Origin of the sequence: Flavobacterium psychraquaticum, assembly GCF_034497725.1 — a bacterium.
Taxonomy (GTDB): Bacteria; Bacteroidota; Bacteroidia; order Flavobacteriales; family Flavobacteriaceae; genus Flavobacterium; species Flavobacterium psychraquaticum.
In genome coordinates this window covers 31,722-51,057 of sequence record NZ_JAXKVR010000027.1, presented here as the reverse complement: position 1 = coordinate 51,057, position 19,336 = coordinate 31,722, and the positions used below count along the sequence as shown (strand labels likewise).

The 19,336-nt window shown below is 31.7% G+C and carries 19 protein-coding genes and 1 tRNA gene; 11 read left to right on the top strand and 9 right to left on the bottom strand.

Annotation, left to right across the window (positions count from 1 at the left end; all coding sequences use genetic code 11):
- Positions 1-4 precede the first annotated feature (4 nt).
- The 6 genes from nhaC (at position 5) to T1L09_RS06250 (ending at position 7,283) form a co-directional block, all read left to right on the top strand.
- Positions 5-1,462, top strand: coding sequence for a Na+/H+ antiporter NhaC (gene nhaC, locus T1L09_RS06275; protein WP_322550104.1), 1,458 nt, complete (start codon positions 5-7; stop codon positions 1,460-1,462).
- A gap of 153 nt (positions 1,463-1,615) precedes the next feature.
- Positions 1,616-3,796 (top strand): catalase/peroxidase HPI, encoded by a 2,181-nt coding sequence (gene katG / locus T1L09_RS06270; protein WP_322550103.1) that lies wholly within the window; start codon positions 1,616-1,618, stop codon positions 3,794-3,796.
- Between the two features lie 214 nt (positions 3,797-4,010).
- On the top strand, positions 4,011-4,646 hold the full coding sequence (locus tag T1L09_RS06265; protein WP_322550102.1) for a peroxiredoxin: 636 nt from the start codon (positions 4,011-4,013) through the stop codon (positions 4,644-4,646).
- Positions 4,647-4,733: 87 nt separating this feature from the next.
- Positions 4,734-5,042 (top strand): thioredoxin family protein, encoded by a 309-nt coding sequence (locus T1L09_RS06260; protein ID WP_322550101.1) that lies wholly within the window; start codon positions 4,734-4,736, stop codon positions 5,040-5,042.
- Positions 5,043-5,142: 100 nt separating this feature from the next.
- Positions 5,143-5,400, top strand: a complete 258-nt coding sequence (locus T1L09_RS06255; protein WP_322550100.1) for a DUF6952 family protein — start codon at positions 5,143-5,145, stop codon at positions 5,398-5,400.
- Between the two features lie 149 nt (positions 5,401-5,549).
- A complete protein-coding gene (locus tag T1L09_RS06250) occupies positions 5,550-7,283 on the top strand; it encodes an alpha/beta fold hydrolase (RefSeq protein ID WP_322550099.1) in 1,734 nt (577 codons plus the stop codon).
- A 35-nt stretch (positions 7,284-7,318) separates the two neighbouring features.
- On the opposite strand, the gene T1L09_RS06245 is transcribed toward T1L09_RS06250, so the two are convergent.
- Together T1L09_RS06245 and rpsA are read right to left on the bottom strand one after the other, a co-directional pair.
- The gene (locus tag T1L09_RS06245) at positions 7,319-7,936 is read right to left on the bottom strand and encodes a class I SAM-dependent methyltransferase (RefSeq protein ID WP_322550098.1); all 618 of its coding nucleotides are present in this window, start codon (positions 7,934-7,936) and stop codon (positions 7,319-7,321) included.
- 151 nt (positions 7,937-8,087) lie between these two features.
- Entirely contained in the window at positions 8,088-9,857 is a 1,770-nt protein-coding gene (gene rpsA / locus T1L09_RS06240; RefSeq protein WP_322550097.1) for a 30S ribosomal protein S1, read from the bottom strand.
- Between the two features lie 242 nt (positions 9,858-10,099).
- Here rpsA and T1L09_RS06235 point away from each other — a divergent pair, with 242 nt between their 5' ends.
- From T1L09_RS06235 to pepT, 3 genes are all read left to right on the top strand, one after another.
- Entirely contained in the window at positions 10,100-11,224 is a 1,125-nt protein-coding gene (locus tag T1L09_RS06235; RefSeq protein ID WP_322550096.1) for a TlpA disulfide reductase family protein, read from the top strand.
- 162 nt (positions 11,225-11,386) lie between these two features.
- Positions 11,387-11,468, top strand: a tRNA-Tyr gene (locus tag T1L09_RS06230).
- A 116-nt stretch (positions 11,469-11,584) separates the two neighbouring features.
- The gene (gene pepT / locus T1L09_RS06225) at positions 11,585-12,829 is read left to right on the top strand and encodes a peptidase T (RefSeq protein ID WP_322550095.1); all 1,245 of its coding nucleotides are present in this window, start codon (positions 11,585-11,587) and stop codon (positions 12,827-12,829) included.
- Between the two features lie 74 nt (positions 12,830-12,903).
- On the opposite strand, the gene yajC is transcribed toward pepT, so the two are convergent.
- From yajC to T1L09_RS06205, 4 genes are all read right to left on the bottom strand, one after another.
- Entirely contained in the window at positions 12,904-13,170 is a 267-nt protein-coding gene (yajC, locus tag T1L09_RS06220) for a preprotein translocase subunit YajC (RefSeq protein WP_322550094.1), read from the bottom strand.
- A gap of 24 nt (positions 13,171-13,194) precedes the next feature.
- The gene (locus tag T1L09_RS06215; protein ID WP_322550093.1) at positions 13,195-13,653 is read right to left on the bottom strand and encodes a DUF1573 domain-containing protein; all 459 of its coding nucleotides are present in this window, start codon (positions 13,651-13,653) and stop codon (positions 13,195-13,197) included.
- Positions 13,654-13,664: 11 nt separating this feature from the next.
- Positions 13,665-14,606 (bottom strand): transcription antitermination factor NusB, encoded by a 942-nt coding sequence (nusB, locus tag T1L09_RS06210; RefSeq protein ID WP_322550092.1) that lies wholly within the window; start codon positions 14,604-14,606, stop codon positions 13,665-13,667.
- A gap of 83 nt (positions 14,607-14,689) precedes the next feature.
- Entirely contained in the window at positions 14,690-15,793 is a 1,104-nt protein-coding gene (locus tag T1L09_RS06205) for a Glu/Leu/Phe/Val dehydrogenase dimerization domain-containing protein (protein WP_322550091.1), read from the bottom strand.
- 196 nt (positions 15,794-15,989) lie between these two features.
- Here T1L09_RS06205 and T1L09_RS06200 point away from each other — a divergent pair, with 196 nt between their 5' ends.
- Both T1L09_RS06200 and T1L09_RS06195 read left to right on the top strand, forming a co-directional pair.
- Positions 15,990-17,756 carry an ABC transporter ATP-binding protein gene (locus T1L09_RS06200; RefSeq protein ID WP_322550090.1) on the top strand — a complete coding sequence of 589 codons (1,767 nt, stop codon included), beginning with the start codon at positions 15,990-15,992 and terminating at the stop codon, positions 17,754-17,756.
- A gap of 70 nt (positions 17,757-17,826) precedes the next feature.
- Positions 17,827-18,201, top strand: a complete 375-nt coding sequence (locus T1L09_RS06195; protein ID WP_322550089.1) for a PUR family DNA/RNA-binding protein — start codon at positions 17,827-17,829, stop codon at positions 18,199-18,201.
- A 53-nt stretch (positions 18,202-18,254) separates the two neighbouring features.
- Here the strand turns inward: T1L09_RS06195 and T1L09_RS06190 are convergent, their stop codons facing one another.
- From T1L09_RS06190 to trxA, 3 genes are read right to left on the bottom strand one after another with little or no spacing between them, the layout of a single operon-like run.
- Entirely contained in the window at positions 18,255-18,587 is a 333-nt protein-coding gene (locus tag T1L09_RS06190; RefSeq protein ID WP_322550088.1) for a tRNA-binding protein, read from the bottom strand.
- A 7-nt stretch (positions 18,588-18,594) separates the two neighbouring features.
- A complete protein-coding gene (locus T1L09_RS06185) occupies positions 18,595-18,981 on the bottom strand; it encodes a rhodanese-like domain-containing protein (RefSeq protein WP_322550087.1) in 387 nt (128 codons plus the stop codon).
- 39 nt (positions 18,982-19,020) lie between these two features.
- Positions 19,021-19,323, bottom strand: coding sequence for a thioredoxin (trxA, locus tag T1L09_RS06180; RefSeq protein WP_322550086.1), 303 nt, complete (start codon positions 19,321-19,323; stop codon positions 19,021-19,023).
- Positions 19,324-19,336: the final 13 nt, after the last annotated feature.

The following is a 19,336-nucleotide window of genomic DNA, read 5'->3' as shown; positions in this document are numbered from 1 at the left end:
ATAAATGGATACAAAAATAATAAGAAACAAAGAACTCAATATATTCGAAGCCTTAGTTCCCGTTATAGCATTAATTACAATGTTAGCTTATAATGTTTATATCTACGGAGATGAAGCATTAAGCGGCAGTAATCAGTTTGTATTATTAATAGGTGCGGCTGTTGCGGCAGTTATGGGTTTTTTCAACAAAGTTTCTTTCAAAACAATGCTAGATGAAGTGGCTGAAAACATAAAATCTACTTCTGGAGCCATTTTAATCTTGCTAATGGTTGGTTCGCTGGCAGGTACTTGGTTAATTAGCGGTGTAATTCCTTCAATGATTTATTATGGTTTACAAATATTAAATCCAACTATATTCTTACCAGCAACTTTAATTATTTGTTCAGTAATTTCCATTGCAACCGGAAGTTCATGGACAACTTCTGCCACAGTTGGTATTGCTTTAATCGGAATTGGTGGTGCTTTAGGTTTTGATTTAGGAATGGTGGCTGGAGCAGTAATTTCAGGAGCTTATTTTGGAGACAAACTTTCGCCAATGTCTGATACAACAAACCTTGCTCCTGCTATGGCGGGAACAGATTTGTTTACGCACATTAGGTACATGACATTGACAACAATTCCTACTTATATTATTACACTAATTGTATTTATAGTTTTAGGATTAACAGTGGAAACTTCAGGAATTGCTAATACCGATGTTTTATTAGCAGATATTCAAAAATCCTTTAACATTTCACCTTGGTTATTTTTAGTTCCCGTTATTGTAATTGGGCTAATTGTAAAGAAAACCGAGCCGTTAATCGCTTTGTTAATCGGAACATTGTTAGGTGGCATTTTTGCGTTAATATTTCAACCAAACATAGTTTTAATGCTTTCAGGCGGAACCGAAATGTCTTTTGCAAATGGTTATAAAGGCGTTATGAACGCAATTACTACTAAAACTATAATTCCAACAGCAAATGACACTTTAACTGATTTATTTCAAGCAGGTGGAATGGAAAAAATGCTAGGAACCATCTGGCTAATTTTATGTGCGATGGTTTTCGGTGGAATTATGGAAGCCATTGGTGCTTTAGCAAGAATTAGTGCCTTTTTATTGAAATTAGCACATACTACATTCGGATTATTTGCTTCAACTGTTGGAAGTTGTTTAGCTTTAAACATTACCGCTTCCGACCAATATTTAGCAATTGTGGTTCCTGGGAAAATGTTTGCAAAAGCTTATAAAGATAAAGGCTTAGCGCCAGAAAACTTAAGCAGAACTTTAGAAGATTCTGGAACCGTCACTTCCGTTTTAATTCCTTGGAATACTTGTGGTGCTTATCAATCGGGAGCATTAGGCGTTTCAACTTTTGATTACTTACCTTATGCTGTTTTTAATTATTTAAGTCCAGTGATGACATTATTATTTGCTGCCTTTAATATTAAAATAAAACAATTGGTTTCAATTATCGAAAAATAAGAAACCATAGATATAAACTATCACAATATAAAAACTAACCATTACTTTAATCAAGTAGTGGTTTTTTTTATTTATAAATTTGTCAAAGTTCAAATTCAAATATGTGATATTTATCATTAAAAATAAACAAAACTTAAATAATTAATTGAAATTATGGAAAATTTAGGAGACATTAGTAAATGTCCTTTTCATCAAAAGGATAATAATTTTAAAGCAAATTTATCTAATAAAGATTGGTGGCCAAAAGCTCTTGATTTAGATATTTTACACCAACACGATTTAAAAACAAACCCATTAGGTGAAAATTTTAATTATGCGGAAGAATTTAAAAAATTAGATTTGGAAGCTTTAAAAAGCGATTTAAAAAATCTAATGACTGAAAGTCAAGATTGGTGGCCAGCCGATTGGGGACATTATGGTGGTTTAATGATTCGTTTGGCTTGGCATTCTGCTGGAACATATCGTATATCTGATGGTCGTGGCGGAAGTGGAACAGGAAGTCAACGATTTGCACCTTTAAACAGTTGGCCTGATAATGGAAATTTGGACAAAGCCAGAAGATTATTATGGCCACTAAAAAAGAAATACGGAAATAAAATTTCTTGGGCCGATTTAATCGTATTAGCTGGAAATATGGCCTATGAATCAATGGGATTCAAAACCTTTGGATTTGCTGGTGGTCGTGAAGACATTTGGCATCCCGAAAAAGATGTGTATTGGGGAGCTGAAAAAGAATGGTTAGCCGTAAGTGGTAGCGAAGGCAGCAGATATTCAGGAGAAAGAGATTTAGAAAATCCATTGGCTGCTGTGATGATGGGACTAATTTATGTAAACCCAGAAGGCGTTGATGGAAAACCAGATCCTTTAAAAACGGCACACGACGTTCGCATTACCTTCAAAAGAATGGCAATGAACGATGAAGAAACAGTTGCACTTACTGCTGGAGGTCATACGGTCGGAAAAGCACACGGAAACGGAGATGCCTCAAAATTAGGAAAAGAACCCGAAGGAGGCGAATTAGAAGATCAAGGTTTTGGATGGCTGAACCCAAGTGGAAATGCCGAAAATACCGTTACTAGTGGTTTAGAAGGATCTTGGACCACAAATCCAACGCTATGGGATAACGAATATTTTCATTTGTTATTTAAATATGATTGGGAATTGAAAAAAAGTCCAGCTGGAGCTTGGCAATGGGAACCAATAAATATTGAAGAGGAAGACAAACCTTTTGATGCTTTCGACCCAACGAAAAGAAATAATCCAATTATGACTGATGCCGATATGGCGATGAAAATGGATCCAATTTATAGAGAAATATCAGAACGTTTCCACAAAGATTCTGCTTATTTTGAAGATGTTTTTGCAAGAGCGTGGTTCAAATTAACCCACAGAGATTTAGGTCCAAAAAACCGATATTTAGGTGCGGATGCTCCTCAAGAAGTTTTGATTTGGCAAGATCCAATTCCTACAGTTGCTTATACTTTATCAGAACTTGAAATTGAAGAACTAAAATCAAAATTACTATCAAGCGGTTTAACAAGAATAGAATTAATCAATACGGCTTGGGACAGTGCCAGAACATTTAGAGGTTCAGACTTTAGAGGTGGCGCAAATGGAGCACGAATCGCTTTAGCGCCCCAAAAAGAGTGGGTTGGAAACGAACCAGAAAGATTAAAAAAAGTATTGAATAAACTTAGTGAAATTCAAGAAGGATTAGCTAAAAAAGTAAGCTTAGCCGATTTAATTGTCCTCGGTGGAAGTGCCGCAGTAGAAAAAGCAGCTCAAGAAGCAGGTTATGATGTAAAAGTTCCTTTCAAAGCCGGAAGAGGTGATGCAACTGCAGAAATGACAGATGTGGAATCGTTTGAAGTTTTAGAACCTACAAATGATGCCTTTCGAAATTTTGTTAAAAAAGAATATGTTGTGCAACCAGAAGAATTAATGCTCGATAAAGCTCAATTATTAGGATTAACCGCTGCAGAAATGACTGTTTTATTAGGTGGAATGCGCGTACTTGGAACCAACTTTGGCGGAACTAAGCACGGGGTTTTCACAAGTAATGAAGGCGTTTTAACTAATGATTTCTTTGTAAATCTTACAGATATGAATTACAGTTGGAAATCCGTTGGTGAAAATCTTTACAATATTGTAGATCGAAAAACAGGAGCCACTAAATGGACAGCAACTAGAGTAGATTTGGTTTTTGGATCAAATTCAGTGCTAAGATCTTATGCGGAAGTTTATGCACAAGATGACAATAAAGAAAAGTTTGTCAAAGATTTTATCAAAACTTGGTCAAAAATAATGGAGTTAGATCGATTTGATCTAAAATAAAAGTATCAAAATCGTGAATTAAGTACAAAAATAAACTTCAAATTTTCTTTTACTCAATTGTAAGCAAGGATTAGTATAAATTATGAAGGAATAAGATCATTATAGATATAATCTATTTTCTTATAAAAATTAACCATTGAACAAATGGAGTATTGCTTAATATATTTCGTAAATTTGTAAAAGAAAATTAATAGTAACTTTTAAATAAAAAATCATGGCATTAGTAGGAAAAAAATTCCCAAACATTACAGTTGACGCAATCTCTTTTATGGGAGATAACTTAAGAATCAATGTTTTAGAAGAAGCAATTGAAAACAAGAAAAAAGTATTGTTGTTTTGGTATCCAAAAGATTTTACTTTTGTTTGTCCAACAGAATTACACGCTTTTCAAGCAGCTTTACAAGAATTTGAAAAAAGAAATACAATGGTCATTGGTGCTTCTTGTGACACTAACGAAGTTCACTTCGCTTGGTTAAACACAGCAAAAGATAACGGTGGAATTGAAGGTGTAACTTATCCTTTAATTGCAGATACAACGAGAAACTTATCAGCAGCTTTAGATATTTTAGATGCAGAATGGGTTTATAATGAAGCTTTAAACGACGAAATATTAGAAGGTTCAAACGTAACGTTCAGAGCTACTTATTTAATTGACGAAGACGGAAAAATTTTCCACGAAAGTGTAAATGATATGCCATTAGGTAGAAATGTTAACGAATATCTACGATTAGTTGACGCTTACACACACGTTCAAACTAAAGGTGAAGTTTGTCCTGCAAACTGGGAAGAAGGAAAAGAAGCAATGAGTGCTGATAGAAATAGTACTGCTTCATACTTAGCTTCTCACTAATCAATAGCAATCACAATGAAAATGGCAATGTAAAAATGTGAAATTGTAATTTTACATTGCTGTTGAAATTGAAAATTTAAAAAAAATATGTTTTCAGAAATAGAACAAGATAATTTATCAGAAGTAGTTGCGAACAATGAAACTGTTGTAGTTCAATTTTCAGCATCTTGGTGTGGAAATTGTCGCATTATGAAACCAAAATTCAAAATGATGGCTTCTCAAAATGAAGCAATTCCTTTCTTAGTAGTTGATGCTGAAAAATTTCCAGAATCAAGAAAACTAGCTAACGTAGATAATTTACCTACTTTTGCTACTTTCAAAAATGGAAAATTAGTTAATCAAACACAAACTAATAAAGCGGATGTTTTAGCTGAATTAGTGAATGAAGTAATTTAAAAAAACGGTTGAAAGTTCACAAGGTTATGAGTTTAAAAGTCTGCACTTTTAGTTCACTACCTTTTAACCGTTTAAACGCATTAACTTATAACCCATAAAAATGAAATTACCCGTAATAAAACAGTTAACTCAATTTATTGAAGATAACGATCAAGATTATTTGGTTGAAACAATTGAAGTTTTAGAAAACCTTTGCGAAGTTTCTTCTTTAAAAGATGAAGAATTAGATGTAATTGCCGAATTAATTTCAAATATGTATGGCGCCCTTGAAGTCCATAAAATGGTTAAAGAAGGGAAAGACAAAAAATCAGCTTTAAATGACTTTATGAAACGTGTTCTAGGTTCAATTGACAAATAATACTTACGACAAAACTATATAAAAGCTTTATGTTCAAAACATAAAGCTTTTTTTATGAAATATACAAATTTTAAAATTTCATATGCATTCATAGTATTTTAACATTTTATTTATATATTGCAGCATATCTTTAATAAAAATTTACAAGTATGAATAAAATTACACTTATTTCTTTATTAGGTTTTTTCTTAATTGGTTCATTTGGTTTCGCTCAAAATGAAAAATTTGAATATAAAACTAGACCAATTGAATATGAAAATTTTGAATATCGTAATGACAGCATATTTCCTTTAAAAAGTGTTACAATGAGCACTGAAAGTAAGCTTGTTTTTGAAAGTAAACTACCCTACCCCATTATTTTTATTCACGGCTTAAATTCTAGTTCAGAAACATGGAATACTTCATCTGATTATTACGATTCTCAATACGGATTTACTTTTGGTGGACGCTTTGATTTTTGTCTAAATGCGGACGGAAACAACATAACTACTAACAAAAAATTTTATCCCACACCTGGAGCTGATATTGCAGCTTTTGAATCATTAGTGATAAATGGTGATTATTATTATGTGAATTTCAACGTGAATCCGAATGGAGCCGTTGGAACTAATGTATTAAGCAATCAATCTGCAGTTGCTAAACAAGGTGCAGCTCTTAAAAAAACAGTTGAACGGATTCTAACCATTACCGGAAAAGACAAAGTCATCCTTGTGGGTCACAGTATGGGCGGTTTAGCGGCAAGAGAATATGTTCAAAATGAATCTAACTGGCAAGTAGACAACAAACATCATGTTGCTAAAATTCTAACATTAGGAACTCCACATGGAGGAAGTAATGCTAGTGATAATTCCTTGGCATTTTTAACAGGAACAAATGTTCGTTCTGAAGCAATTAGAGACTTAAAAACTACTTATTATTATAGTGGTGAAGGAAGTCGGTTTTTATTTGGTGGTGTAGAAATTCAAAACGATACCAATATGAATGATAATAATTCAACACCCGACTTTTATAATGTAGATATCAATTGCAATGAAATCCTTGGCGAAACAATTTTAGGTTTAAACCAAAGGCCAATTGATCAGTTGATAGATTTTTCGTGCGTAATAGGCAGAATTACCGGTGGTACAACAGATGGAGTAGTTGTAGAACCATCCTCTAATTTCAATCATTATTATCCAAGTTTGACATATCCTGCGAAACTTTATTTCTTTAATTCGGGATTTGATTTAATTGAAAACCATACTGAATTACCAGGCTATCCTTACCAAATGATGCAAGGTTTAGACGAGCCAAATGTGAAAGAATTAGCTTATGGAATAACTACAAATAAAAATTATATAGGTTACACAACTATTCAAAATCCAATTGCAATTGATAATGATTTTTTTAAATTTTCTGTCGCAGAAAACATAAATGCCGCAGTTTCTGTTACTAGTATTGTGACATCATCAATGAATGGAACTATTTTAAACTCTGACGGAACTGCAGTTGGCGCTTCGCAAAACAATAGTGGCAACACATTAAGTTTTACTAGAATATTAAGTCCTGGAGATTATTATTTAAAATTAACAAGTACCAACCCAACAAATACAAATTATCAAACACCGTATCAATTTAATATCACTACCACTTTAAGTGCTGATGCTTATGGTTTTAATTCTTTTACCTATTATCCTAATCCAGTTAAAGATTTGTTACATTTAGATAATATATCTTTAACAAAAGTCAGTTTATATAGCATTTTAGGTCAATTAATAGAAGTAAGATCATTGGAAAATGCTAATTCAAATACTTTAGATTTATCTAATTTAGAAAGTGGTCTATATTTAGTAGTACTAGAAAACGATTCCCAACAAAAAACAATTAAGATTGTGAAACAATAAAAAAAAGCTCTCAAAAACTGAGAGCTTTTTTTTGATTATATTTTTTTATAATTGCAAAATATAAAATCTTGTACCGTATCAAATGGTGTAGTGTGTTCCTCTGTGAAGCAATTTTCTAATTCAAATTCTTCTCCAAATATAGCTTCAAGTTTCTCTAATGAATATTGTGTAATCTCTAAACCACTGCATTTTTCTGGTCCTTCTTCTGAAAAAGTAGCTAAAATTAAATTTCCATTAGCTTTCAAAGATTCTAAAACATTAGATTTGTATTTTTGAACTTCATTTTCATCTGTTAAAAAATGAAAAGAAGCGCGATCATGCCAAATAGAAAAAGCGTCTTTATTACAAAAATCCAAACTATTTGAAACAACAAATGTTACTTTATCGGAATGTTCCGCCAATCGATTTTTTGCTTTTTCAATTGCATTTTCTGAAATATCCAACAGTGTTAAGTTCGTATACCCTAAAGCAATTAAATTATCAATCAAATAACTATCTCCACCTCCAACATCAATGATTTTGGCGTCTTTAGCAACCTTACACGATTGAATCAACTGAATGGATGATTCTGGTTTTTCTTGAAACCAACTTACGTCATTTACTGCTTTTGTAGCAAAAACATTTTCCCAATGCGCAACTTTATTATTTTCCATACTATTTTTTACTTTTTTTATCTCTTCTAGTGAAAGTTTAAAATTACTAATTTTGATTTATATAACGATAGAGAAAAAGGCAACTTCAAAATTAAGCAATAAAAAAAGCCCTAACAAAATTAGGGCTTTTAAAATATTAAAAAAACAGAGATTAGTTACCTCCTTTTTCCATTTTAGCTTTTAATTCAGCAAGAATATCGTTGTTATCACCTAAAGTAGATGTTTGAGCTGCAGTTGATGCAGATGAAGTATCTACGGCAGTTTTAACGTTTTTCTCTTCTTCTTCTCTGAAGATAGCTGTATGAGAAGCTACTACTCTTTTGAATTCTTTGTTGAATTCAATAACTTTGAAGTCAGCAGCATCACCTTTTTTCAATTTTTTCCCGTCTTCTTTTTCTAAGTGACGTGTAGGGATGAAAGCAACGATGTCTTCACCAAATTCTACAGTAGCACCTTTGTCAACGATTTCCGAGATAGTTCCGTTGTGGATAGTTCCAACAGCGAATCCGTCTTCATATTTATCCCAAGGATTAGCAGTAGTTTGTTTATGACCTAAAGATAATTTACGTCCGTCAACATCTAATTCTAATACTACAACGTCTAAGTTTTCACCTACGTTCACAAATTCAGATGGATGTTTGATTTTCTTAGTCCAAGATAAATCAGAGATATATACTAAACCGTCGATACCTTCTTCTAACTCTACGAAAATTCCGAAGTTAGTAAAGTTTCTAACGATTCCAGTGTGTTTAGAACCTACTGGATATTTAGAAGTAATATCAGTCCAAGGATCTTGTGTCATTTGTTTGATACCTAAAGACATTTTTCTTTCTTCTCTGTCTAAAGTTAAAACAACTGCTTCAACTACATCACCAATTTTCATAAAATCTTGAGCACTTCTTAAGTGAGTAGACCAAGACATTTCAGAAACGTGGATTAAACCTTCTACACCTTCAGCAACTTCGATGAAAGCACCGTAATCAGCTAAAACAACAACTTTTCCTTTCACTTTATCACCAACTTTTAATTCGGTTCCTAAAGCATCCCAAGGATGAGCATTTAATTGTTTTAAACCTAATTGGATTCTTGTTTTCTCATCATCGAAATCAAGGATAACAACGTTTAATTTTTGATCTAATTCAAGAACTTCGCTTGGGTGATTGATTCTTGACCAAGATAAGTCTGTAATATGGATTAATCCATCTACACCACCTAAATCAATAAACACACCATAAGAAGTAATGTTTTTAACAACACCTTCTAATACTTGTCCTTTTTCTAATTGACCAATGATTTCTTTTTTCTGTACTTCAATATCTGCTTCAATAAGCGCTTTATGAGATACTACTACATTTTTGAATTCGTGGTTGATTTTCACAACTTTAAATTCCATAGTTTTGTTTACATATTGATCGTAATCGCGGATAGGTTTTACATCAATTTGTGAACCTGGTAAGAATGCTTCAATTCCGAAAACATCTACAATCATACCACCTTTAGTTCTACATTTTACGAAACCGTTAACGATTTCTCCTGTTTCGTTTGCAGAAATAACTCTATCCCATGCTTTGATAGTTCTTGCTTTTCTGTGCGATAATACTAATTGACCTGTTTTATCCTCACGAACGTCAATTAATACTTCTACTTTATCACCAACTTTTAAGCTAGGATTGTAGCGGAATTCGTTTAAAGAAATAACACCCTCAGATTTAGCATTGATATCAACGATAACGTCTCTATCAGTAATTCTTACAACAACACCTTCTACAACTTCTTCGTCGCTAGTAGAAATAAATGTTTTAGTTACTAATTCTTCAAATTCTTGTAAGTTTTTTTCATCAACTGGGTCAATTCCTTCTTGGAAGTTATGCCAGTTAAAATTTGCTAAAAACTCTTCTTGTGTTTTGTTAATTTCAGACATGCTGATTAAAAATTTGTATACTGTGTTTCTTGAGTTTCTTGATGTGATAGAAAACAACAGCAGTGTTTTACATAAATGATTGATACCTAAAGGAAACTCTTCTCGACCAAAAGGTGTGCAAAATTACAACTATATTTTTGATATACAAAACATTAAACAATCCTTTTTACTTACAATTCTAACATTTATTTATGTTTTTAAAATGAGTTATTTTAAATACATTTGCACAAATTAAATATAATATGAAAAAAACAGCATTAATTATAGCAACTGCGTTTGTCGCTTTTGCTTGTAATAATTTAAAAGACAACGAATTTTTAATAAGTGGCCAAGCAGAAGGTGTTGAAAACGGTACAAAAGTTTTTGTTGAAGTTCAAGACTCAACTGGAATGGTAGCTAAAGATACCGCAGTAATCGAAAACGGAAAATTTGAATTAAAAGGAATTAGTGAAGAAGTTGATTTAGGATTTATTCGTATCGAAAACGAAAAAACCAGTTTACCAGTTATATTAGAAAAAGGCAAAATTAATGTCGTAATGGTAAAAGACTCTATTCAAAACTCAAAAATTGGTGGAACTTTTAACAATGATAAATTTCAAACTTTTAATGAAGAATCAAAAGTAATAGCGAAAAAGATAATTAAATATCAAAAAGATAACGACAAACAATATCAAGTAGCAAGAGCTGCTAATGACACCGCAGCCATTAACAAAATGATGGAGAGATTTAAAGGTTTTCAAGATGAAATGAATGTGTCTTCTGTTAAATTCATTAAGGAAAACAGCAACGCTTATTTATCTGTACTGCTTTTAGAAAATTTTCTAATGAGAGAATACTTACCTGTTGAAGAAATTAAAGCATATTACGAAAAATTAGACAAAAGCTTATTGAATACAAAAAGTGCTAAAAACGTTAAAAAAGGAATCGACGCAAGTATTGGAACAACTGCAAACAATGCAGCTCAAGAATTTTCAGCGCCTTCTCCAGAAGGAAAAATAATTTCTTTAAAAGAATCGTTAGGAAAAGTTACTATCATTGATTTCTGGGCTTCATGGTGTGGACCATGTCGAATGGAAAACCCTAATGTTGTGGCTATCTACAACGAATTTCACGAAAAAGGATTAAATATCATAGGTGTTTCCCTAGATAAAGATGCAACTAAATGGAAGGATGCAATTGCAAAGGATGGTTTAACTTGGACACACGTATCAAATCTTAAATTTTGGGATGAGCCTATTGCTAAATTATATGGTGTTGAATCGATTCCAGCTACGTTTATTTTAGATGCTGATGGAAATATAGTTGCAAAAGACTTAAGAGGTGATGAATTAAAAGCGAAAATAAAAGAACTTTTAGCTGTTAAATAAAACTATTAACATACAAATTCAAAAAATCTTCTTCGGAAGATTTTTTTATACTTTTCATTTACAGAGCATTATAAAAAAGTACGAAAAATAGTTAAAAATAACTTTGTATAAATAAAAAACAATCCTATATTTGCACCGCTTAGAAGATAAGCAAGATGGCTTGGGGAGATACTCAAGCGGCCAACGAGGGCGGACTGTAAATCCGCTGATTACATCTTCGCAGGTTCGAATCCTGCTCTCCCCACTAAAGCACTTCAATCGAAGTGCTTTTTTTATTTAACAAAATCCTTCCATATTATAACAGCTATTTTTTTTTAATGCGTATTCGATTTCTTATATTTGTTTAAAATTAAAATATATATGCAACATATTATAGATCGCTTTATTAGCTACGTTATTATAGATACAGAATCTGACGCAAGTTCTGACACTACTCCAAGTACAAAAAAACAATTAGTTCTAGCTAATCTTTTAGTGAAAGAATTAAAAGAAATGGGAATGTTTGATGTTACCATTGATGAAAATGGTTACGTAATGGCTACGTTAGAAAGTAACGTTACACATGAAGTCCCAGTTATTGGATTTGTATCGCATTATGACACCACACCAGACTTCACAGGAGCGAATGTAAAACCACAAATCATAAAGAACTATGATGGTGGTGATATTATTCTTAACAAGGATCAAAACATCGTTTTATCTCCAGGATATTTTAAAGATTTGCTTCAATATAAAGGCCAAACCTTAATTACGACTGACGGAACTACTCTTTTAGGAGCGGATGACAAAGCGGGTATTACCGAAATTATGTCAGCAATGGAGCATCTAATTAAAAACCCAGAGATTAAACACGGAAAAATTAGAGTTGGGTTCACGCCTGATGAAGAAATTGGACGTGGCGCACACAAATTTGATGTCGAAAAATTTGGCTGCGAATGGGCTTACACTATGGACGGAAGTCAAATCGGTGAATTAGAGTACGAAAATTTTAATGCAGCTGGTGCAAAAATAACTTTTAGCGGCAAAAGCGTTCATCCAGGATATGCAAAAGGCAAAATGATTAATTCAATGCTTTTAGCAAGTAAATTCATTTCAAAATTACCAAAAGACGAAATTCCAGAAAAAACTAAAGGATATGAAGGCTTCTTTCATGTTGTTGGAATCACAGGAACTATAGAAGAAACGGTTGTTGAACTAATAATTCGTGATCACAATGAAATGAAATTCAAGAAAAGAAAAGAATTCATTCACAAATTAACTAAAAAGTTCAATAAGAAATGGCAAGCTCAATTTGGCGGCGATATTGCGATTGCTGAAGTGAAAGATCAATATTATAATATGAAAGAAAAGGTGAAACCTGTTTTCCATATTATTGAAATTGCCGAAAAAGCAATGATAGAATTGGGTATAAAACCACTAATTAAACCAATTCGTGGTGGAACTGATGGTTGTCAATTATCATATATGGGGTTGCCTTGTCCAAATATTTTCGCTGGTGGGCATAATTTTCACGGAAAATATGAATACGTACCGGTAGAAAGTATGGTAAAAGCAACGGAAGTTATTGTAAAGATTGCAGAACTTACTGCTTTACCAAAAAACTAAATCGTTATTTGTATAGCACAAAAAGGCCGAATTTCAATGAAATTCGGCCTTTTTAATATAGTTCTAAATTGAAATTATGCTTTTAATTTAGCCGTCATATCAGACGAAATTGCAGATTTTTCCATTTTAATTTTTCCTGCCATAGTTTCAATAACAATCGTTTCTTCACTCATTTCAGCAATTTTTCCATGAATTCCTGATTTTGTGATAATTTTATCTCCTACTTTTATAGAAGCTTCAAATGCTTTTTCTTTTTTGGCTCTTTGCTGATTTGGTCTTATTAATAAAAAATAAAACACAGCAATCATCAATACTAATTGAATTCCTAATTCTGGAGTCATAATAATTATTTATTTGTGGCTGAACTATTTAGCCTTCGGTGTTACGGTTGCTTTAATTTTGAACATTTCACGACCATTTTCTGTATTGGTAGTTAATGTTACTGTTTTTTCTTGGTTTCCTGGTTTTCCTTTCGAATCGAACGATACTTTTATTGGCGCAGATTCACCCGGTTTTATAGGATCTTTTGGTGGTTCTGGCACAGTACAGCCACAACTTCCTTTTGCATCTACAATTAACAAATCACTTGCGCCAATATTAGTCACAATAAACTCTGTTTCTACAACGTCGCCTTCAGCAATTGTACCGAAATCATGAATTTCTTTGTCTAATTTAACTTTTGGCAAATCACCAACTAAAGCTTTTTCTGCTTCAACTGTTTTCATATCAGCATCCGTAATTTTTCCTGCTACACTTTCTTGCTTAAAAGAAGTAATTGCAAAAATTAATGAAAGGGTTAAAAACCCGATTGTTTTCTTAATCATAATATAAATTTTTATAATAATCCTCTACCCGATTTTACTAATCGATCATTTTTTTCAAATTCTTTAACTAAATTATCTAAAATTCCGTTGATAAAAATACTACTTTTTGGTGTAGAATATTCCTTAGCAATTTCTAAATATTCGTTAATTGTTACTTTTGCTGGAATGGATGGAAATTTCAGTAATTCACAAATTGCCATTTTTAAAATAATCGTATCAATTTCTGCAATACGTTCTACATCCCAGTTTGGCGTTTTGTCGATATATTCTTTAGAAAGCTCTACTTCATTTAAAACCGTTTTTCTAAACAAGCTTTTAACAAAATCTTTATCATCAGAGTCCTTATATACTTTCGGCAAAAGCAATGTGTCATCTGCTGATTTAAGTTGTTTAATTTGCTTTAAAATCAATGTATTAATTCCTGGCAAATCATCAACCCATGTCAATTTATAATCTTCTAAATATTCATACAATTTGTCGCTTGGCGCAATTATTTCTGTGAATAAATCAGCAATAAAATATTTCTCATCCTCAAAACTGCCAAGAGGTTTCTCCATGTAGTTTTTATAAATGTCGCTTGCTTTGATTGCTTCTAGCAACATCAAAATAATATCATTATTTCGTTTCCAATTCGTAATCAAATTTTCATCAAGAGCAGTCGCTAATGCATTAGATTCCGACAATAAAACTAATACTTTATTTTGGATGAACTTTAGATTTGGATCGCTTTCTTCTTTAGTTGCTAAATGTTTTTTTGAAGCCAATGCAATGTATTCTTCTTCGATATTTTTGATTTCAATTAATGCCGAAAGCAATAATAAATACAAATCTTGGGTGTTTTCGATACTTTGAAAAAGGAATTTTTCTTGTTTTTCTAAATTATCAGATTGATGTTGGTGCATTGCATAAATACTTTGCATCACTTTTACACGGATATGTCTTCTGTTTAACATACTAATTAAGAACTTTATAAAATTAAGAGAGCGAAAGAATATCTCCTTTCGCTCTGCAAAAATACAATATTATTTAAAACAAATTACTTGTTTAAAGCGTTTTTTGTGTCATCAATACGTTTTTGTGCCATTGTAAAGGCCGCTTGATGGGTTGTAATATTATTAGCATCTGCCAAATTGAAAATATCTAAAGCTGTATTGTATATATTTTCCGTTTTTTCAATTACTTGTTCTTTTGACCAGTGTACAATTTCTGAATAAACATTGATTACTCCACCAGCATTGATTAAAAAATCAGGCGCATACAAAATACCTTTTTCTTTTAATAATTTACCGTGAACAGCTTCATTTGCTAATTGGTTATTCGCTGCTCCAGCAATTACTTTCGCTTTGAATTTGTTAATTGTTTCATCATTAATAGTTGCTCCTAAAGCACAAGGTGCGTAAATATCAACATCAGCAGCATATAAATCGTCTCCTGTGAAAATTTTAGCTCCGTATTTTGCGCCTATTTGGTGTACTCTTTCTTCGTTGATGTCTGTAATAGTAACAATAGCACCACTTTTTGTTAAATGCTCTACTAAAACTTCTCCCACGTGACCAATTCCTTGCACTAAAACTTTTTTGCCTTCTAAATTATCTGTACCAAATTTATATTTGGCTGCTGCTTTCATTCCCATAAAAACACCATAAGCAGTAATAGGCGATGGATTTCCAGAACCTCCGTTTTCAACAGAAATTCCAGCAACATATTTAGTTACCTTATTTACGATATCCATATCTTTAGTTTCCATTCCCACATCTTCCGCAGTAATATATTTTCCTGATAATGAATCGACAAATTGACCAAATCTAGTCATTAATTCAGGTGTTTTTAAAGTCTTAGCATCGCCGATAATTACTGCTTTACCACCACCTAAATTTAATCCTGAAAGTGAATTTTTAAAAGTCATTCCGCGAGATAAACGCAACACATCGTTAAGCGCTTCCCACTCATTTGTATAATTCCACATTCTTGTTCCACCTAAGGCTGGTCCTAAAACTGTGTTATGAACTCCTATAATTGCTTTTAATCCTGTATCTTTGTCGTGACAAAATACAACTTGTTCATGACCATCAAAAGAAACTTGTCCGAAAACCGGGTCTACTTTATGAAGCTCATTCGCTTTTAATAAATCTGCTGTCATGTTACTAGGTATTAATTTAAAAAAATTATTCAATATTTAACGACAATATTACGAATAATTTTAAAATGATTCATTGAATTATATTTTTTTTAATAATTTAGCAAAGAAATGTAGTAATAATTCGTAATACCTTATTGTCAATAAATGAAAAAATTGACGAAATAAATACGAAAAAAACACAACATTTATAAATACTATGAAAGAATTACAATATTTAAACAAATACTTTATCAAATATAAATATCGCTTCCTGTTAGGCTTATTTATAACTATAATCGCACAAGTTTTTTCTTTGTTCACTCCGGAACTAATTGGAAATTCAATAAAGGTTATAGAGGAATTCGTAAAATCATCTTCAAAAGATATTTCACTTCTTAAAGCTACGCTATTAAAAAATATATTTTACATTCTAGCTACCACAATAATAGCTGGATTTTTTACTTTTTTAATGCGTCAAACATTAATAGTGATGTCTCGTTACGTGGAGTTTGATTTGAAAAATGAAATCTTTAATCATTATCAAAATCTTTCACAAGATTTTTATAAACGAAACCGTACTGGAGATTTAATGAATAGGATTAGTGAAGATGTGGGAAAAGTTAGAATGTATGTTGGTCCTGCCGTTATGTATTCTTTAAATACTTTTATGCGATTTACGATTGTAGTGATATATATGTATAACATTTCACCAAAATTAACGCTATATTCTTTACTACCATTACCATTATTATCGTATAGTATTTTTAAAATTAGTTCAGAGATTCATAAAAGAAGTAGTGCTTTTCAAAAAAACTTATCGAATTTGTTTTCAATTACGCAAGAAATTTTCTCAGGAATTCGTGTAATTAAAGCCTACGCAATTGAGGACAAAAAAGAAAAAGAATTCCTTGATTTAACGAGCGAAAGTAAGAAAAAAGCTATGGATTTGGCAAAAATGAACTCGCTATTTGGTCCATTAATGATTTTATTAATAGGCTTGAGTAATTTGGTAGTGGTTTTTGTTGGTGGTTCAATGTACATGAATAATGATCCTGAAATTAGCAGTATTGGTGTGATTGCACAATTTATCCTATATATCAATATGTTAACTTGGCCAGTTGCTTCTTTAGGATGGGTTTCTTCGTTAGTACAAGAGGCCGAAGCCTCGCAAGAACGTATTAATGAATTCTTGAAAGAAGAGCCAAAAATCAAAAATACTGCAGTTGGAAATTCTATTATTGAAGGTAATATTGCTTTTAAAAATGTTTCATTCATATATGAAGACACACAAATTAAAGCGCTGAATAATATTTCATTCGAAATTAAGAAAGGAAAAACACTTGCAATATTTGGAAAAACCGGTTCTGGAAAATCAACAATTTTAACTTTAATTAGTAGATTATACGATACAACTGATGGAGAAATTACAATCGATAACAAAGATATTACTTCTTTGAATTTATATGATTTAAGAAATCAAATTAGCGTTGTGCCTCAAGATTCTTTTTTGTTTTCCGACAGTATTAAGAATAATATTAAATTTGGAAATGAAAATGCAACAGATGAACAAGTAATTGCAGCGGCTAAAAAAGCAGTAGTTCACGAAAATATTATAACTTTTAAAGAGAAATATGAAACCGTTTTAGGTGAACGAGGCATTACACTTTCTGGAGGACAAAAACAACGCGTTTCTATTGCAAGAGCCTTAATCAAAAATGCACCAATCTTACTTTTAGATGATTGTTTAAGTGCTGTTGATACCGAAACCGAAGAAACAATTTTGAACAATTTATTAGCTTATTGCAAAGATAAAACAACAATTATTGTAAGTCACAGAGTATCTTCAGCTAAAAACGCAGACCATATTTTAATTCTTGAAGAAGGGGAAATCATTGAACAAGGTACTCACAGTCAACTGTTAGAACAAAATGGCTATTATAAAGAATTATACCTCAAACAACTTTCTGAAAAAGAAACTAGCTAAACTTTTGTTTAATCCATTTATTTTTTAGATTTTTGAAATGCTATAACTAATTAATTTGATAGTAGGGATTATGAGAGAAAATGAAATGTTAGAAAAAGAAGAGATTTTTTCTAAAGTATTGCGAGCGGGAAGAAGAACGTATTTCTTTGATATTAGATCAACTAAAGCGGATGATTACTATATCACAATTACTGAAAGTAAAAAATTCACAGAGGAGGATGGTTCATTCCATTTTAAAAAGCATAAAATCTATTTATACAAAGAAGATTTTGCTGCTTTTAAAGAAATTTTAGACGAAATGACTGATTTTGTTCTAGATCAAAAAGGCGAAGAAGTAATTTCTGAAAGACATCAAAAAGATTTCAAGAGAGAAACATATCCATCAGATATTGAAGAAATAAAGTCAACTGAAAGCTTTACAAATATCGAATTTGAAGATATTTAATAAAAGAAATTAAGATAAAAAAAATCCCAAATTCTTAATGAATTTGGGATTTTCTATCCAACTCGTAAACCATTTGAAACGGGTTTATCTGAAGATAGTAATACAATATTATTTTCATCACCAAGGCTACCCAAAATTAAGCATTCGCTTATAAAATCCGCAATTTGCTTTTTGGGAAAATTTACTACCGCTACAATTTGTTTCTGAAGCAACTCTTCCTTCTTATATTGTTTTGTAATCTGAGCTGAAGTCTTTTTTATTCCCACTTCTGGTCCAAAATCGATGGTCAATTGGTAAGCTGGTTTATGCGCTTTTGGAAAATTAGCAACAGCTATAATTGTTCCAACGCGCATTTCTACTTTTTCAAAATCGTGCCAAGAAATCATATTATAGTTATTCTTGAATTGGTTTACCAGATTCGCTCCAATTGTTGAATCCGCCTTCTAAATCAGTGATATTTTCAAAACCAAGTTCTTTTAAACGTAAAGATGCTTTGGCACTTCTCATTCCTGATTTGCAATACAGCATTACAGGTTTAGATTTGTTTAATAAAGCAACTTGTTCATCAAAATCTTCACCAGTTATATTAATATTTTTAGAATTTGCAATATGACCTTCTGCATATTCCGCCGGAGTTCTTACATCAATTAGTTGAATGTTTGGCTGTTTCAATTGTGTTTCATAAGTAGTAACATCAACAACTCTAACTCCTTCGACTGGTTTTTTAATACAAGAGTTTAAACTTAAAAATATAACCATTAAACCTATCATTTTTTTCATCTTCTATTATTTTAAGAATTATAAATATACGAAAAAATATTAATTTAGATGGTTTTGAACAATCGAAACCAAATCTTTAACACTTAAAACACCCGATTGACGCCATAACATTTTGCCTGATTTAAATAAAATTAATGTAGGAACACCTCTAACCATAAATTCGCTAGCCAAATCTTGATGTTGGTCCACATTAATTTTAATAATTTTAACATCATCCCTGAGAATTCCTTTTACTTCTTGTAAAACCGGGGACATCATTTTGCAAGGACCACACCAATCGGCAAAAAAGTCAATCAAAACCAGTTGGTTCGATTGTATAATTTCATTAAATTTTGCATTCATATTTTACTGTTTT

What these genes read in the sequence shown, in the direction of transcription:
- nhaC (WP_322550104.1), top strand. Translation starts at nt 5, where the DNA reads ATGGATACAAAAATAATAAGAAACAAAGAACTCAATATATTCGAAGCC.
- katG (WP_322550103.1), top strand. Translation starts at nt 1,616, where the DNA reads ATGGAAAATTTAGGAGACATTAGTAAATGTCCTTTTCATCAAAAGGAT.
- T1L09_RS06265 (WP_322550102.1), top strand. Translation starts at nt 4,011, where the DNA reads ATGGCATTAGTAGGAAAAAAATTCCCAAACATTACAGTTGACGCAATC.
- T1L09_RS06260 (WP_322550101.1), top strand. Translation starts at nt 4,734, where the DNA reads ATGTTTTCAGAAATAGAACAAGATAATTTATCAGAAGTAGTTGCGAAC.
- T1L09_RS06255 (WP_322550100.1), top strand. Translation starts at nt 5,143, where the DNA reads ATGAAATTACCCGTAATAAAACAGTTAACTCAATTTATTGAAGATAAC.
- T1L09_RS06250 (WP_322550099.1), top strand. Translation starts at nt 5,550, where the DNA reads ATGAATAAAATTACACTTATTTCTTTATTAGGTTTTTTCTTAATTGGT.
- T1L09_RS06245 (WP_322550098.1), bottom strand. Translation starts at nt 7,936, where the DNA reads ATGGAAAATAATAAAGTTGCGCATTGGGAAAATGTTTTTGCTACAAAA.
- rpsA (WP_322550097.1), bottom strand. Translation starts at nt 9,857, where the DNA reads ATGTCTGAAATTAACAAAACACAAGAAGAGTTTTTAGCAAATTTTAAC.
- T1L09_RS06235 (WP_322550096.1), top strand. Translation starts at nt 10,100, where the DNA reads ATGAAAAAAACAGCATTAATTATAGCAACTGCGTTTGTCGCTTTTGCT.
- pepT (WP_322550095.1), top strand. Translation starts at nt 11,585, where the DNA reads ATGCAACATATTATAGATCGCTTTATTAGCTACGTTATTATAGATACA.
- yajC (WP_322550094.1), bottom strand. Translation starts at nt 13,170, where the DNA reads ATGACTCCAGAATTAGGAATTCAATTAGTATTGATGATTGCTGTGTTT.
- T1L09_RS06215 (WP_322550093.1), bottom strand. Translation starts at nt 13,653, where the DNA reads ATGATTAAGAAAACAATCGGGTTTTTAACCCTTTCATTAATTTTTGCA.
- nusB (WP_322550092.1), bottom strand. Translation starts at nt 14,606, where the DNA reads ATGTTAAACAGAAGACATATCCGTGTAAAAGTGATGCAAAGTATTTAT.
- T1L09_RS06205 (WP_322550091.1), bottom strand. Translation starts at nt 15,793, where the DNA reads ATGACAGCAGATTTATTAAAAGCGAATGAGCTTCATAAAGTAGACCCG.
- T1L09_RS06200 (WP_322550090.1), top strand. Translation starts at nt 15,990, where the DNA reads ATGAAAGAATTACAATATTTAAACAAATACTTTATCAAATATAAATAT.
- T1L09_RS06195 (WP_322550089.1), top strand. Translation starts at nt 17,827, where the DNA reads ATGAGAGAAAATGAAATGTTAGAAAAAGAAGAGATTTTTTCTAAAGTA.
- T1L09_RS06190 (WP_322550088.1), bottom strand. Translation starts at nt 18,587, where the DNA reads ATGATTTCTTGGCACGATTTTGAAAAAGTAGAAATGCGCGTTGGAACA.
- T1L09_RS06185 (WP_322550087.1), bottom strand. Translation starts at nt 18,981, where the DNA reads ATGAAAAAAATGATAGGTTTAATGGTTATATTTTTAAGTTTAAACTCT.
- trxA (WP_322550086.1), bottom strand. Translation starts at nt 19,323, where the DNA reads ATGAATGCAAAATTTAATGAAATTATACAATCGAACCAACTGGTTTTG.